This window comes from Neobacillus sp. DFD-2R (assembly GCF_057747865.1).
Genome location: NZ_CM173228.1, coordinates 612,441 through 628,924 on the forward strand (window position 1 = coordinate 612,441; position 16,484 = coordinate 628,924).

Below are 16,484 nucleotides of genomic sequence, written 5' to 3' on the forward strand. Positions count from 1 at the left end.
TCTGAACTATTATAATATAAAGATAATAACCCTGGACAAAAAAGAATAATAGTTTTAAAATACTATTTATTGCTTTAGTATCTACACTAATTGCTTTTTTTGGGAAGGTACTATAAATATATTTCAGAAAAATCAGTCAGAGGGGGAGACAATTGTGAAAAAGTTTACAAAGGTTGTAATGGCTTCGACACTAGTAGCCGGAATACTAGCCGGTTGCTCGGGAGCAAAAGGTAATTCAGGTTCAGGATCAAGTGATACGGTTAAAATTGGTGTTAACTTGGAGCTCTCAGGCGGTGTGGCTTCTTATGGCGAGTCACTGGCTTCAGGGATTAATATTGCAGTAGATGAGATCAATAAAAAGGGCGGAATCGATGGCAAGAAGATCGAGGTTGTAAAGGTTGATAATAAGTCAGATGCGGCAGAGGCAACGAATGCAGCCATTAAATTAACAAGTCAAGACAAAGTTACGGCTATTATTGGTGCCGCTACAAGTGGTGATACCGTAGCGCAGGCGCAGATTGCCGATGATACTAAAACCGTTTTATTAACGCCGTCAGGAACAAGTCCGAACGTAACGGTTGGAACAAACGGGAAAGTAAACGACTTCGTTTTCCGTACATCCTTTATTGATCCATTCCAGGGAACGGTTGCTGCGAATTTTGCTGCTAAGGAATTAAAAGTAAAAAGTGCAGCCATTTTTGCCGATAGTGCCAGTGATTATGCGAAAGGCCTTGCAGCATCTTTTAAAAAGACATTTGAAGCAGCAGGCGGAAAAGTTGTAACAGAAGAAGCGTATGTAGCGAAAGATACGGACTTCCGTTCTACTTTAACTCGAATTAAAGCAAAAAATCCGGAATTCATTTTTATTCCCGGATATTATGAAGAGGTTGGCTTAATTATTAAACAGGCCCGTGAGTTGGGCATCACTGTTCCATTTATGGGCGCTGATGGCTGGGATTCTCCAAAGCTAGTGGAATTAGCGGGAGCTAAGGCGTTAAATAACACCTATATCACCAATCATTACTCTTCTGAAGACCCGGATAAAAAGATTCAAACGTTTGTAACGACATTTAAAGAGAAAAACAATGGTGAGTCACCTAACGCTTTCAACGCACTTGGCTACGATTCAATTTATTTATTAGCAGATGCCATCAAGCGTGCGGGCAGCACAGATTCCAGTAAAATCAAGGATGCTTTAGAGAAAACTAAGGATCTGTCTCTTGTTACAGGAATTGTCACGATTGACAAGGAGCACAATCCAATTAAATCAGCAACCGTTTTAGAATATAAAGATGGAAAACAAGTGTTTAAGAGTAAAGTAAATCCATAATAAGCGAAAAAAATGGGAGGGTCATCCTCCCATTTTTTATTTTTTAAGGAAAAGAAAATCGTTGAAAAGATATCATAATGATAAATAGAAACAATTCGTCTTTACTTCCGACACATGCGTCGGCCAGGGATGGACCCAATGTTATTATAGAAAGGTTACCTATTTCCCCCTAACTAAGCTTTTTACCGCTTTTAGTGCTAACACTTTGATGATTCCACTTATATTCCAAACCCTTAGGGACATAATTGACCATTAAAGAAAGAAGTATTTCGGGATCTGAACTTGAGTTGATAATACTTTTATGATTTTCACTGGTAAAGCCCTTTTGAATACTGTGACTTATTAGGTTAAGAAGCGGATCATAATAGCCATTCACATTAAGTACACCAATTGGTTTTTGATGGATTCCAATTTGCCCCCAGCATAAAACTTCAAATAACTCTTCAAAAGTGCCTAAACCACCGGGTAACGCAATATAGCCATCTGCCAACTCACTCATCTTCGCCTTTCTTTCATGCATCGTATCGACTTCAATGAGCTTTGTAAGTTGACTGTGAACATTCTCCCCTTTTATTAGCCCTCTAGGCATAATCCCAACCACCTCACCGCCATGTGACAGCACTTCATTTGCAATTGCACCCATTAAGCCATATTTTGAACCGCCATATACGATAGAAAAGCCTTTCTCCGCCATGATTCTTCCAAGTTCTCTCGCTTTTTTCACATATTCTAAGTCATTTCCAAAATTAGAACCTGCAAAAATGCAAATGGATTTCATTAGGGCACCTCAGATCTATTTTAATAATAAAGTAATCCTATTCTACAATATATGTTGCCGTTATACGAATAAATGAATGCTTTGAGAGAGATTTTAGCTATTAAAAAGAGGCTTAGAGATAATTAAGACTGCAGCTTATATTTAAACAATGGTTTTCTTGTTAAGCTTAAAAAGTGTTTCGGGACAGAATGATAATTAAAAGATAGAGATAAAAAAAGCGTAAGGATCCCTTTTTAAAAAAAATCCTTACGCAATTAGCTAGACATTGACTTTTTCGTTCTCGGTAATTTTAAGCAGGTATTTGAGAAATTCTTCGCGGAGGTCGTCTCGTCTTAGGGCGAATTCGACGGTGGCTTGGAGGAAGCCTTGCTTGTCACCGACGTCGTATCTGCGGCCTTCGAAGTTGTAGGCATATACATCTTCTTGTTGGGCAAGTTCTTTAAGGGCGTCAGTTAGTTGGATTTCTCCGCCTTTGCCCGGTCGGGTGTTCTCTAAAATATCAAAAATCGCCGGGCTGATGATGTACCTGCCAAGGACGGCAACATTAGATGGAGCCTCTTGGATGGCAGGTTTTTCGACCAGGCCGCTAACTTTATAGATTCGGTCTTCGATATTTTTTCCTTCGATGATTCCATATTTATCAACATCCTGGAGCGCGACTTTCTGGACGCCAAGGATGGTAGTTTTGTATTCTTCATACGCCTCGATCATTTGCTTTAAACATGGCTTTTTGGCATGAACGATGTCGTCGCCGAGCAGGACTGCGAACGGTTCGTTGCCGATGAAGCTTTTGGCGCAGTAAATGGCATGGCCAAGTCCTTTCGGCTCCTTTTGGCGGATGTAGTGAATATTGACCATATCAGAGATTTTTCGTACTTCCTCTAAAAGTTTGTGCTTCCCCTTGGCTTCCAATTCAAGCTCGAGTTCCACGGATTTATCGAAATGGTCTTCTATTGATTTTTTATTTCTTCCAGTAATAATTAAAATTTCTTCAATCCCAGATTCAATGGCTTCCTCAATAATGTACTGTAACGTCGGTTTATCCACAATCGGCAGCATCTCTTTTGGTTGAGCCTTTGTCGCAGGTAAGAACCTTGTACCCAAGCCTGCCGCTGGTATAATCGCTTTCCGTACTTTCACTTTATCTCCTCCCTTAATCTAAAATAGGGCTGACCCCTTGTCCTATGCTATATTATAACACCATTTGCGGTGACAGGCACCGTTCGTGGACAAATAGGACTGTTTGTCCGCGTGGGGTGTACAGTGCGATGTGTTGCCGGCTTCTATTACAATTTCTTCTATTCATGGTAATATACTTATAAAACGTGATAGAAAAAACGGGGGGTGAAGTAAATGATAGCAGCCAAGGAAAATAGTGATCTCGAAGATGGTTTAAGGATCGATCAATCAGAGAGAGGTAATAGCCTGAAAAAGTATAGACCCGCCGTTTTTGGAATTGTCGTTATACTGGCAAGTGTCATAGGGTTATATTTTTATATGAACCATGAAGATAAGGTCAAGCTTGATACAAATGTAAATAGTCCGGCAAATATTGCGGCAAATGCGGAAAATGAAAAAAGGTTTGAAGCGGCAACCCCAAAAGGAAAAATGCCCTCCTATGAAACAATGAGTGAGGAGCAGCTAATACAGGAAGTTCACAATATGACTCACCAAAAGGTTGCGGCAGACAGAAAATGGGGGTCATCCGAAATCACAAAGGATAAGATTAACCATTTGTATAAGGCTGTTCTCAACAAAGAATTTAAAAATAATGAAGCTAAAGAAATGATTGTAACTATTCTTGAGCATTGGATCCAGGGTGATTTTAGTCATGCTGTCGAGGATCATAATCTTATATGGGCTTTTCAAGGTGGAAACGTAGGTAAAGCCACACGATTGTTAACACCTCTGGAAGAACAACAATATAGTAAGAAGAATTTTCGATAGATAGGCCGACACCTGATTGAATAAAAACAGCAATAGAGCTGCAACTGGAGAGAGGAATTTAAAAAGTTGTCATCTTTTTTTCACAACGCTCCCCTACTTTTCTAGTGCTGCAAGAGCGGCTAATGCGCCTAATAAGGGCTAACATGTTTAAAAGGGACTTATTGAAGTTGATGGAATAAAAAAAGGAGCTTCCCAAAAGGATATATTATAACCTTTTTGGTCGGCTTCTTTTTTAATACAATCAGCACATCCACAACAATGCTTTTCTGAGCTTAATGTTTCGTTTATATTTCCAACGGTTTCGTTTTTTAAGGGTTCCTGTCATTTGATTTCCTCCCTTTATTTTAGGTGGAATCTTTATCTGTTTAGACTTCTATTCCCAAAAAGCCTTACCTGCCAAAATCTGGGTTTCAATTGTTAAAACTAATATATGTTAGGACAGAGTATTTGGGAACATATTTTTAGAAAAGGAAGGAAGAGGTACTAACGATTGTAAGTCAGGAAACGAGAAGGGATGAGTGAATTTAATAATTCACAGCATCAAGTATAGTTTGTTCAAAATTTGATGAACCATTCCCTCGTGTAAAAATAGTATGTATTTACTTCCAAAATATAAAAATTAGCTCATTTGGGAACATTATGAGAACCAAAACAGGATAAAAAGGCTCCTGTATTTATTTTGTACTATCCAGTTTATTGGACAAGGAAAAAATATAAGGATGATCAAAAATTGGACAATAATAAAGCGATTATTGATATTGGTTCTAACACCATTAGATTGATTATCTATCGTATTAAAGCAGAAAATTTGATTAAGGAAATGGAAAATATAAAGGTTTCTGCCAGGCTCCAAAACTACATTGATCATAATCAGGTATTAAATTCAGAGGGTATAAATGTCCTGTTAAAAACTTTAATGGTTTTTAAAGAGATTATATCCTTGCATAAGGTTGCATCCACGAAAGCAGTCGCCACCGCGGCGATTAGGCAAGCAAAAAATCAAGATGAAATTAAACAATGTATAAATGATAAAATTGGGATTTCAATAAAGATTTTATCGGAAGAAGAGGAAGCTTTTTATGGATTCCTTGGTGTGATTAAAGCTACTGATATCAATGATGGAATAACCATTGACCTTGGAGGTGGAAGTATAGAAATTACCCGATTTTTAAATCGAAAAATGGTTAATTTTCATAGCTTCCCTATTGGGGTTTTATCGCTTAATAAACAATTTGTTAAAAATAAAGTTCCAACCGATCTTGGGATTTCTGAATTATCCAATTATTTGCAGCTGAAATTTCAGCGACTTAAATGGTTAGTCAATTGTCAGCTGCCGATTATTGGGATTGGCGGAAGTGCCAGGAATCTAGGGGAAATTGATCAGGCAATGAAATCTTATCCGCTCCATTCTCTCCATCAATATGAAATGAATATTAAGGATATATTAATGGTAAAAGCAAAGTTAGAGTTGTTATCCTTTCAAGAACTTCAAAAAGTAAAGGGGTTATCCAAAGAACGTTCCGATATCATTTTTCCTGCTATAGAGGTTTTTCTTTCTCTATACAAAACCGTTAATGCGCCATTTTTTCAACTTAGTGAAAAAGGGATTCGCGATGGGATTTTATATGATGAAATAAAGAAACAGCATCTTGACGAAAATGATTTTCAACAGAATCTTGAGGTTAATCTTTATCAAATGTCTTTAGAATTTGATATTGATTTGGAAAAAAGGCAGCAGGTATTTAATACCGTTAAAAGGCTGTTTAATACTTTCGGTCAAGCAGGGATTTTGGAGGATGTTGAACAGGATTTAGATGACTTGCGGTTTGCTAGTTATTTATACAATTTGGGAGAATTTTTTGAAAGAGACTCAGCAAGTGCTCACACATTTTATCTCATATCGAATCAAAATCTTGAAGGATTTTCCCATAAAGATCGTATCAAGATTGCTTTATTGGCTTCTTTCCAATCAAAGGATACATTTAAATCTTATGTAAGACCTTTTAAAGAATGGTTTCCTAAAAAAGAAAGACAAAAATTAAGGATCCTTGGGTCCCTTTTAAAAGTATCCTTTGCCTTAAATAGAACGAAAAGAAATATCATATTGGATGCCAAGTGCCGTGAGGAGGAAGGTCATTTACATCTTAAGCTTTATTGCAATAAAAGCTGGCAAATAGAGCAGCAGGAAGCCGAAAAACAAATAAGGCATTTAGAAAAGTCTCTTGGAAGAACGATTGTTCTGCAATTTCAATTAACTTAAAAACCTTTTGATATGGAAAATTACAGTTGTTAAAGGTGTTGAGATAGAATTGGAAGAGGTTATTGATTTAAATAATCCGGACTATTATAATAACCGCGAGCTTAGCTGGTTGGCATTTAATAAGCGGGTGTTGGAGGAAGCAATTGACGAACGAAATCCTTTACTAGAAAGGTTTAAATTTCTAGCTATTTTTAGTTCAAATCTCGATGAGTTTTTTATGGTTCGCGTGGCAGGTTTAAAAGACCAAATAAAAGGCGGGTTTAACAAACCGGAAAATAAAGCTGGTTTAACTCCAAAGGAACAAATTTGTGAAATTTCAAAAATTACTCAAGATCTAGTAAAAACGCAATATAACACATTTAAACAGCTTATTTCCCATTTGGAAAAAGAAGATATTTCCTTTTTTTCTATTAGTGATTTATCGGAAGAAGAATTAAATAAACTGGAACAACATTTTGATCAAGTTATTTTTCCTGTATTAACGCCTATGGGGATTGATGCCTATCGCCCATTTCCATTACTCTCCAACAAAAGTACGAATCTTGCAGTGGTATTATGTGATAAAAATCCTTGTTCAACCATTCATAAAAAGCTGGCAATTGTGCAAGTGCCTAGAGGTTTTGATCGATTTGTAGACGTTCCAAATCAGGATGAAAGTAATCGAAAACGATTTGTTTTTATTGAAGATCTTATTAGCCACTTTGTTTTCAAATTATTTAAAGGTTTACAGGTTCAATCGGTAACGCAATTTCGGATCACAAGGAATACAGATTTAGAAATACACGAAGAAGGGGCAACAGATTTTTTAAAAGAGATTGAAGAAGAGTTAAAAATGAGAAAATGGGGTGAAGCCGTTCGGTTAGAATTTTCAAATAAATTGTTAGATCAGGAAATGTTAAATTATTTATTAGCCGAGATGGAAATTCACAAGGAAGATGCTTATTTTCTTAACGGTCCTCTCGACCTCACGTTTTTATTCAAATTTTATAAACAGATTGCTCCTTTAAAGGAGCATCTTATCTTTGAAACATTAATCCCACAACCTGCAACGGATCTAATCAAAAATAGAAGCGGGAACAAGTATAATATTTTTGATATTGCTGGAAACAAGGATATACTTTTACATCATCCATTTGAATCTTTTGAACCTGTTATAGATTTTGTTCGTTGTGCTGCAGAGGATCCTAATGTACTTGCGATAAAACAAACTCTCTATCGAGTGAGTGAAAACTCTCCTATCATTGAACATTTAATCAAGGCTGCTGAAAACGGGAAACAAGTACTTGTCTTAGTTGAGTTAAAAGCAAGATTTGATGAGGAGCATAATGTGCAATGGGCAAAAGAGCTTGAAGAATCAGGCTGCCTTGTTATTTACGGAAAGACATTCTTAAAGACACATAGCAAAATTACACTTATTGTTCGAAAAAAGGATGAAAACATCCAACGTTTTGTTCACCTTGGGACAGGCAATTATAATGAAGAAACGGCAAAAGTTTATACTGATTTAGGATTAATTACCTCAAATAGCGAATTTGGTCTAGATGCAACCAATTTTTTTAATTATTTAAGCGGATTTATGGAGAAGCCGCACTTTACCCATTTTGTTATGTCTCCCTTAGAAATTCGCGAGGATTTTATTCAGTTTATTGACAAAGAAATTGAGTTTCATAAACAATATGGTAATGGCAGGATTATCGCGAAAATGAATTCCTTTACTGAAAAACAATTAATCATGAAGCTTTACGAAGCTTCTCAGGCTGGAGTTAAAATCGACCTTATTGTTCGAGGGATATGTTGTCTTAGGCCGGGGATTAAAGGAGTTAGTGAAAATATCCGAGTACGCAGTATAATTGGACGTTTCTTAGAGCATAGCCGAATCTATTATTTTCATTACAATGGTGAAGAAAAAATCTTACTTTCCTCAGCGGATTTAATGACTAGAAATATTGAAAAGCGGGTTGAAATCGCTTTTCCTATTTATGATAAAAAATTAAAGGAACGTATTAAACGAATTTTTTCCATTTACCTTATTGACAATGTAAAAGCACGTGAACAAGATCAAAATGGATGTTATTCCTATGTGGAAAAAAGACAGGAAGATGAAGAAATTTACAGCCAACTGGCTCTTTTTGATTTGGCTTACCAGGAAGCAGATGCTGAGATCGAAAGGCTGATAAATCACTATACATGAATTGAATTTTTATTGGAGAATTTAACATGAGAAGGGAGGAGGTTTATCTGTATGTTTAAAGGAGCATCACTATGGGCTGGTTTAATTTCTGGAGCTATGGCGCAATTAAAAGATACTCATGCCATGACATCAGGCCATATGAATAAAAAGGACTATGCGATTCAAACTTCTAAAAATGTTACAGGGAGTATTGGCACCATGGCCGGTATTGAATACGGAGCAATCCTTGGTTCATCGATTTTACCTGGACCTGGAACCGTTTTAGGGGCTTTAATTGGCAGTATGGTTGGGAATTGGATCGGACATTATGCAGGTCATCATGCTGGTCATATTGTTTTTAATAATCAGATTGTGATAAATAACCGTTTAACAGTTGATGAAAGACCAAAGCTTACGTAGTTCACAAAAAAGAGGAATCTGGGATTCCTCTTTTATTGGTGTCATTGGGAGACTTTTATTAAACTATGATTGAAATGGCGATTTTCCAACCAAAGAATTATACGCCTTATCACTTAATACATTTTGAACATTTTTATTCATTGACATATTTTTGTTCCTGTTGATATTACTTTTCTTTATTTTTTTCGAGGCAGGGCCAGGATTATGTACCACATGATTTTGAACGTCATTTAGGTTATCCATCATAAATTCCTTACCCATCTCCATGCTATGAGTTAGGCCGGATGGTGCTTTTTCTACATTTATTTTCATATCGTCAAACACTTGATTCATTTTTGTTTTTGTTGAATCACCTACGTTTTTGATCATTTCTGAAAAATCCGGCAGAACCATTTGTTCTTTTTCAACCTTGGCGTCCTCAACGATATGACCAATTTCTTTTCTTGCCCCAATCGATAAAACCTTCACCTGATCACCGACCGAGAGAAGTGCTGCAGCCCCTTTGACGAGCATTTTTCTCGTGCCTTTCCTTGCTTCCGGAGACAACGTTAATATAAGTGTTGCTGCAGTAAAGGCAATGCCTAGTGGATTGCTTAATGAAAATAAGCGCTTAAACATTCTATGATCCTCCTCATTTTTACTTATTAAATCATTTCCAAAATCCACAAAAATTATCCTTAAGGCTTTAATTTTTATTAAAAGACGAATAGTTTGCCTTAAATCGATAAAAATAAAGTGTATTCAAAGAGATGGTGAAGTGTTTAATCGCAGGAGGTCTCATGCAGTGGAACTAGATATAAAAAAACGGTCCTATCATGTTATATCGGGTAGATTGAGGACGGAGCTTTATGGATTAAAAAATAATCCTGATGTAGCAGAAAGCTTTGAGCACGTTTTTTCTTCAAAAAAAGGAATTCTTCATATTGAAACAAACCTCATTTCGGGAAAAATCCTTTTACAATTTGATGAAAATGTTATTTCTCTTAAGGAATTATGTTTCCACATTTCGAAATTTGAAGAAAAGCTGTTTAAACAATTCTACTGTAATGACGATGGAGTTGAGGAAGATGCAGATGGTACAGAAGCGGAGACTTTCAATCAAGTTGCCGCCACTTATGATTTTTCTACTGAAAGTGCTCAGAACCAAGGGTCTGCACAAAAAATTGTAAGTTCTATTTTAAGATATTTGCCCAAGAATCAATTGGCACGGGCACCTGCAGACGAAAATGTTCCATTACCCTTAGCCCTCTCGGTGACTGGATTAGGAATTTTAGGTATTAAACAATTATTTTTCGGAAGGTCAATACTTGCCAGACATCCGCTGCCTTTTTACCTAGCTGCCGCCTTGTCTGTCAGCACAGGATACTCTTTTATCAAAAGGCGTCTTCAGAAATTTCGGCGAGGACGAAGGGTGAATATCGATTTACTGTTGTCAGCCAGCGCTCTTACTCTTGCCCTTATAAGGGAAAACCTAATTGTATTGGCAGGTTTAAGCTTGATCCAATACTTGAATTGGAAAAGAGAGAAGTCTGTTAAAAATGGATTAATGGATCAAGAATTTGTATCTGAAGATATTGAAGCTTATAGCCGAAATGCTAGCAAGCTTGGTATTTTGGGAGCTGCTGCTGCGTTAGCTGTTACTCGAAATCCACTAGTATCACTAGGAGTTTTGCTTGCTGCTAATCCTCGTCCATTAATTGTTTCTACGGAATATGCATGGAAACAAGCTGAACATGTGGCAAGGGAAAGCAACCAAGCAATCCCGATAAACGGTTCAATTTCACAATTGGCACAAACGAAATGTGTTGTGTTTGAAGACGCGTCGCTGCTAACTGCCAATGGAACCATCCGTAAAGAATGTATACCATTATTAACTCATTTACCAGGCGGGAAAGTCGCGGTTGTTAACAATGAATTAAAGGGTAACCTTAATAAACTTGAAAAAAATTTAATGGATTATGATGTTCAACTGACTTCACATCAAGATTTAAATATTAGTTCGCGCGAAGAGGTACTCGTTGTTGTTAAAGATCAGGTTAATGAAAATAACAAGGTTATTTCTTTTTATCCTTACTGCACATCTGGACAATTGAGTTGTATCGCAAATACCATTAAAAGCAGTAAGGATTTAAGAAAAATTATAAAACGCAATATATGGATAACGAGAATATGGAATATGGCCGGGTCTTTACTCGCTCTGCCAATGTTAATTAGTGCACCTCTAGTAAATCTAATTGGGGATGCCATTTCTCTGACATTTATCTCAAATGCAAAAAATTGGACAGAACGAAGGTTTGCTCCGCCGTACCAGAAGCAGGAGAGCGGAACTAATGAAGGTATTAGTAAATTTCCATGGCATACAAAAAGCACAGAAGAAATTCTGCGATCCTATAAAATAGATGCTCATAAAGGGCTAAGTACAGAACAAGTAAAACAGGCTCTTCCTTTATACGGGAAGAACCAGTTGGTTTCAAAAGCACGTTCCCATTGGATAAAAACCTATCTTGGCCAGTTTAAAGAATTCACAACACAGGTATTAGGAGCCACTGCCCTTCTTAGTGCGTTTACCGGGCATTTATTTGATGGAATTATCATGGGCACCATTCTTCTTATTAATGCAGGAATTGGAACGTTCCAGGAGAGAAAAGCTGATCGGGCCGTGGAGACAATGAGTCAATTTGTGCCTCCAAACTGCCGTGTCGTTCGTGATGGCACCCTAAAAGAAATTGAAGCTTATGATTTAGTTCCCGGGGATATTGTTGAGTTAGAGGCCGGGGACCGGATTCCGGCGGATCTTCGCATTCTCCAAGCTTGGAACTTAGAAGCAAATGAATCGGCATTAACAGGAGAATCTCTTCCTGTCGAAAAGAAAGATGCAGTTTTAACCGAGTCCACGCCAATATCAGATCGGAACAATATGCTTTATATGGGCACGCACATTACTCGAGGGAAATGTATCGCCATTGTGGTTCAAACAGGCAAAAATACAGAAATGGGGCATTTGCTAGCTCTATTATCAGAAGATGAAGATCATACAACTCCACTTCAAAAGCAAGTGACCACGATAAGCAAAAAATTTATGAAGGGTGCTTTAGTTGTTGGAATTATTGTCTTTATTACAGGGTTAATTCGAGGTATTCCAATTACAGAAATGGTGACAACGTCTGTTGCCTTAACAGCTTCTGCGATTCCGGAAGGGCTGCCGATAACCATTACATTTGCGCTTACTGCAGGAATTTTTCGGATGGCGAACAGAAAGGCGCTGGTTCGTAAGCTCTCTGCTTTAGAAACGTTGGGAAGAACCACTGTTATTTGTTCAGATAAAACAGGCACGTTAACAAAGAATGAAATGACCGTAAAACGGATCATTACAATAGATCAAGAATTTGAAGTAACGGGTGACGGTTATCATCCTAAAGGTTCCATTATTGGACTTAACAAAGGAAAAACAATTCCGAATGAGGTAGATCAACTTTTAAACATTGCCTTACACTGCAATGATTCCCAGCTGTATCAAGAGGATGGGCGCTGGAATGTAAAAGGCGATCCGACCGAAGGAGCACTTCTTTCTCTTGCCGCGAAAAGAGGACTGTTTAAAGAAAATCATAGCCATTGGAAACGGGCTGGAGAAATCCCGTTTGATTCTACGAGCGGTAAGATGAGTGTTGTTTGTCATGAAGGCGCACATGCAGACCAATGTCTGCTGTTATCAAAGGGTTCGGTTGAAAAGCTTTTGTTCCATTGCACCCATTATCAAACAAACGGTAAGGTTTATGCATTAACAGACAAGATTCGCAGCCAAATCATTAATAAAAACGATATATTGGCAAGTCAGGCATTAAGGGTATTAGGATTTGCCTACCGAGAGCTGGAGAATTTTAACGGAAAGATGGAAGATGCCGATCGGAATCTTATTTTTGTCGGAATGGTCGGGATGATCGATCCGCCAAAACCGGAAGTGGAAAAAAGCATTCGAGAAGCCGTCGAGCTAGGTATTAAACCAGTAATGATTACTGGCGATCATCCCTTAACGGCGCTTTCGATCGCGAAGCAAATTGGCATTTTTGATGATAAAAAGAAAGTGGTAACAGGACAGGAACTTGATCATCTTTCAGATGAAGCATTGAAAGCCATTATTGATGACATTGCCATTTATGCCCGAGTAACTCCGGAACATAAGCTCCGCATCGTTACGACTCTTCAGGAAAAAGGACATATCGTCGCAATGACAGGCGATGGTGTTAATGATTCACCCGCTATTAAAAAGGCAGACGTAGGAATAGCAATGGGCCAAACCGGAACTCAGGTAACAAAAGAAACGGCTGATATGGTTTTGAAGGAAGATCATTTTGGATCCATTGTGGACGGAGTCAAAGAAGGACGAACGATTATAGGTAATATTCGAAAAGCTATCGGCTGTCTGTTAAGTGGGAATCTCGCTGAAATACTGGTATCTTCCGTTGCGGTGATGGCTGGAATGCCGCTGCCAATCGTACCGGTTCAGATATTACTAATGAATATGCTGACAGATGCTCTGCCTGCGATGATCCTGGCGGTAAATCCCGGAAAGAAAAACAAAGAAACAAAACGGCAGGAAATCGTCGATAGTAATCTTTACAAACAAGTCATTACACGCGGTGCTATCTTAGGGGCTGGATCATTAGGGTTATTTGTTTGGAGCCTGAGAGTTGGAATGACATTAGCTGCTGCACAAACCGCGGCCTTCGCGACGTTAGTGGCAGGACAACTCATTCAAACCTTTTCATGGAGACAAGCCGGATCAGGGGAATCTATTAATGACCTGAAACGGGATCGATTCTTGGTTGGAGCCTTAGGGATTTCCTGGTTGTCGTTGTTAGGAGTTATTTATATTCCTCCACTAGCTGGAATTTTTAAAACCGTTGCTCTGCCTATATGGAATTGGGGGCCTATTCTATTAGTTTCCATGGCAGCAGCTAGACTGTCAAAACCGGTATCACAATTATGGATATCACGGCATTCGCTTGTAAATCCAAATGTTGAGCTATCAATTGCATAATTTGGGTATAAAAAAAGAAAGATATGACGAGAAATTAACTATTGTTACTTTCACTTAAGGAGGTCTAACTGTGTTTGCAAGAAATCTACAGCGTGTTGTGGTAGGATCAGCAATTGCAATAGTATCAACAGCGTTATTCCCTGTCATTAAGGAAACGCTTCGCCCTATAGCTCGTGATTTAACAAGGCAAATGAAATATTTCGTTGTCGTTACCAAAGAAGGAATTGAAGATTTAGCGGCAGAGGTAAAGTTTGAAAGGCTTAGAAAAAGTCTTGATAAAGATATTTTTATTGAGAGTGAAGGTGTTGAAACGGAGCATCAAAATCGAATTTTCCAATAAAAATTCGATTGGCTAAAAGAGGAGGCGTAGCATGGAACAGCAAAAAGACAATGAGGTGATTGTTCAATTAAAACAGGCACTTTCCCATTTAGAGCAAGCCATCCGTTTGACCATTCAATCGCTGAAGGAAAATCAAGATTCCAAAAACAATTTAGGATATGTTTGGGAAGAATTTCTTGGAACTTTTTTTGGAAAGATAAAAACCATTGGTAAAGAGAATAAAATCAATTTGTTAAATCTTGTCTCATTTGAAAGGCTTAAAAAATTTCAATAACTGTATCCGATAATATAAAATTGATATTTTTAACAATAACCTCGGAATTAAACCGAGGTTATTTTATTAAGAGAAGGCAGCGGGGATTGATGCTGGTTCTTTTCTAAAAATGAGAAGTTGACAGTTATGAACGTGTTTGATATTATTATCTCGAATTCGAGATAATTTTTTTGACGGGAGGTTTTAACATGAAATTGCTAGGTTTGCACCATGTGTCGATTTTAACGGGTAAGGCGGAAAGAAACTTTCAGTTCTATACGAAAGTGTTAGGGATGAGATTGGTCAAGAAGACAGTAAACCAAGATAATACAGAGTCTTATCATTTATTTTATGGTGATGCGAATGGCAGCCCGGGGACAGAAATTACCTTTTTTGATATACCCGGGCTTGGGCATACGTATCCGGGAGTGTCGAGTATTTCTTCGACTTCGCTTAGGGTGAAGGATACCAATTCGCTTCGCTACTGGGAAGAGCGTTTTAATCAATTTGGCATTATCCATGATTCGATTATCAAAAGAGCCGATCGGGATACGCTGGCGTTTCAAGATTATGATGGCACACGGTTAATATTGGTGGCCGATAATGGTGAAGCGGGTGTTCGGGCAGGAGAGCCTTGGGAAGGAAGCGAGGTACCGCGGGAACATGCGATTCTTGGCTTAGGTCCTGTTACCTTAACACTTGCCATTGCGGAACCAACGGTAGGAGTCTTAACGGAAGTAATGGGTTTCAGACATGTTGGATCCTATCCGTCAATTGCAGGCGATTTTCCGGATATTCAAGTGTATGCAACAGGCGAAGGCGGTACGGGCGCTGAGGTGCACATTGAAACCCGAACTGATTTACCAAGAGAACGTCCGGGCAGGGGCAGTGTGCATCATGTAGCCTTCCGCGTTCCGAATGAAGAGGAATTTGAAAATTGGGTCAAGCGAATTTCATCGTTTGGTTTGATGAATTCAGGAGAAGTGGAACGCTACTATTTCAAGGCTTTGTATTTTAGAGAGCCGAACCACATTCTATTTGAATTATCAACCGATACTCCGGGATTCGATGTCGATGAGCCAATTGAATCATTGGGTGAACGCCTAGCTCTACCGCCATTTTTAGAGCCGCGCCGTGAGGAAATAGAGGCAAAGTTAAGGCCGTTGGAATTTTAGGTGACAGGCACCATTCGTGGACACATTGGAGGGTTTATACGCGTGGAATAGACACGAAATGCTAGGTACGATTCCGATTTTCAACCCAACTTGTCCGGTTTTCACACACTTTTCACACATTTCTTCCAAGGTTATTCCGAATCCTTTGTCTATACTGAGAATGAAATTGAAAGACAAATGTGAGGAGAGATGATCGTGAAAAAAGGAATTATTGTTGGTCTCGGAGCTATTGTGCTTGCAGGTGGCTTTTACGGAATCAATAGCGTTTACGCTGATCAAAATCAACCGGCAACTGCTGCAAATACGGTAACAAATGCGGGCAAGGCTGCGACCCGTCCTCTCGGTGGAAAAAGATTGCAGGTTCTCAGCCAGTATACCAGTCAAATCCATCAGGTAAATAAGCTGCGGGAAGAACGATTAGACTTAAGAAAACAATTAATTGAAAAAAAGGATCAGCTCCTTGATTTATTGGTTGCGGCTAAGAATAGTGGAAATAAAGATGAGTTTAAGCAAGCCAAGGACGTTAAGAAACAATTAAAATCACTAAATGGTGAGATGCAAACCCTTTTAAAGGATGGTAATGATGAAAGAAAGGCGCTTAAGGATGCGCTGAAAAACAATAATGGCCAGGGAAGCGACCAATTTAACAAACTTATTTCAACTGATCAACAAATTAATGAAAAATTGAAATCGAAGCTCGATGAATTAACTAAATTGATCGATATTTTTAATAACAAGGACGGCTCAAATCTTTAATAATTTTACCAAAGGGA

The 16,484-nt window shown here is 38.2% G+C and carries 13 protein-coding genes; 10 read left to right on the plus strand and 3 right to left on the minus strand.

Annotated elements, in window-relative coordinates; genetic code table 11:
• Nucleotides 1-178 precede the first annotated feature (178 nt).
• Nucleotides 179-1,330: an ABC transporter substrate-binding protein gene (locus AC3ANV_RS02935; protein ID WP_488314115.1), complete on the plus strand. Its 1,152-nt coding sequence runs from the start codon at nt 179-181 to the stop codon at nt 1,328-1,330.
• A gap of 169 nt (nt 1,331-1,499) precedes the next feature.
• On the opposite strand, the gene AC3ANV_RS02940 is transcribed toward AC3ANV_RS02935, so the two are convergent.
• A complete protein-coding gene (locus tag AC3ANV_RS02940) occupies nt 1,500-2,108 on the minus strand; it encodes an LOG family protein (protein WP_488312192.1) in 609 nt (202 codons plus the stop codon).
• Nucleotides 2,109-2,366: 258 nt separating this feature from the next.
• Nucleotides 2,367-3,248 carry a UTP--glucose-1-phosphate uridylyltransferase GalU gene (galU, locus tag AC3ANV_RS02945; RefSeq protein WP_488312193.1) on the minus strand — a complete coding sequence of 294 codons (882 nt, stop codon included), beginning with the start codon at nt 3,246-3,248 and terminating at the stop codon, nt 2,367-2,369.
• A 213-nt stretch (nt 3,249-3,461) separates the two neighbouring features.
• Here galU and AC3ANV_RS02950 point away from each other — a divergent pair, with 213 nt between their 5' ends.
• From AC3ANV_RS02950 to AC3ANV_RS02965, 4 genes are all read left to right on the plus strand, one after another.
• Complete coding sequence (locus tag AC3ANV_RS02950) at nt 3,462-4,055, plus strand: DUF6241 domain-containing protein (protein ID WP_488312194.1); 594 nt, start codon at nt 3,462-3,464, stop codon at nt 4,053-4,055.
• A gap of 730 nt (nt 4,056-4,785) precedes the next feature.
• Complete coding sequence (locus AC3ANV_RS02955; protein ID WP_488312195.1) at nt 4,786-6,315, plus strand: Ppx/GppA phosphatase family protein; 1,530 nt, start codon at nt 4,786-4,788, stop codon at nt 6,313-6,315.
• A 49-nt stretch (nt 6,316-6,364) separates the two neighbouring features.
• Nucleotides 6,365-8,506, plus strand: coding sequence for an RNA degradosome polyphosphate kinase (locus AC3ANV_RS02960; RefSeq protein WP_488312196.1), 2,142 nt, complete (start codon nt 6,365-6,367; stop codon nt 8,504-8,506).
• Nucleotides 8,507-8,557: 51 nt separating this feature from the next.
• Nucleotides 8,558-8,905, plus strand: a complete 348-nt coding sequence (locus tag AC3ANV_RS02965) for a glycine zipper domain-containing protein (protein ID WP_488312197.1) — start codon at nt 8,558-8,560, stop codon at nt 8,903-8,905.
• Between the two features lie 63 nt (nt 8,906-8,968).
• Here AC3ANV_RS02965 and AC3ANV_RS02970 read toward each other — a convergent pair whose 3' ends face one another.
• Nucleotides 8,969-9,523 (minus strand): hypothetical protein, encoded by a 555-nt coding sequence (locus tag AC3ANV_RS02970; RefSeq protein ID WP_488312198.1) that lies wholly within the window; start codon nt 9,521-9,523, stop codon nt 8,969-8,971.
• A 166-nt stretch (nt 9,524-9,689) separates the two neighbouring features.
• On the opposite strand from AC3ANV_RS02970, the gene AC3ANV_RS02975 reads away from it, so the two are divergent.
• The 5 genes from AC3ANV_RS02975 to AC3ANV_RS02995 all read left to right on the plus strand — a co-directional run bounded on the left by AC3ANV_RS02975 (nt 9,690) and on the right by AC3ANV_RS02995 (nt 16,467).
• A complete protein-coding gene (locus tag AC3ANV_RS02975; protein WP_488312199.1) occupies nt 9,690-13,943 on the plus strand; it encodes a cation-translocating P-type ATPase in 4,254 nt (1,417 codons plus the stop codon).
• A 70-nt stretch (nt 13,944-14,013) separates the two neighbouring features.
• Nucleotides 14,014-14,283, plus strand: coding sequence for a hypothetical protein (locus AC3ANV_RS02980; protein WP_488312200.1), 270 nt, complete (start codon nt 14,014-14,016; stop codon nt 14,281-14,283).
• Between the two features lie 31 nt (nt 14,284-14,314).
• Entirely contained in the window at nt 14,315-14,557 is a 243-nt protein-coding gene (locus tag AC3ANV_RS02985; RefSeq protein ID WP_488312201.1) for a hypothetical protein, read from the plus strand.
• A 188-nt stretch (nt 14,558-14,745) separates the two neighbouring features.
• Nucleotides 14,746-15,711, plus strand: coding sequence for a ring-cleaving dioxygenase (locus AC3ANV_RS02990; RefSeq protein ID WP_488312202.1), 966 nt, complete (start codon nt 14,746-14,748; stop codon nt 15,709-15,711).
• A gap of 195 nt (nt 15,712-15,906) precedes the next feature.
• Nucleotides 15,907-16,467, plus strand: a complete 561-nt coding sequence (locus AC3ANV_RS02995) for a hypothetical protein (RefSeq protein ID WP_488312203.1) — start codon at nt 15,907-15,909, stop codon at nt 16,465-16,467.
• Nucleotides 16,468-16,484: the final 17 nt, after the last annotated feature.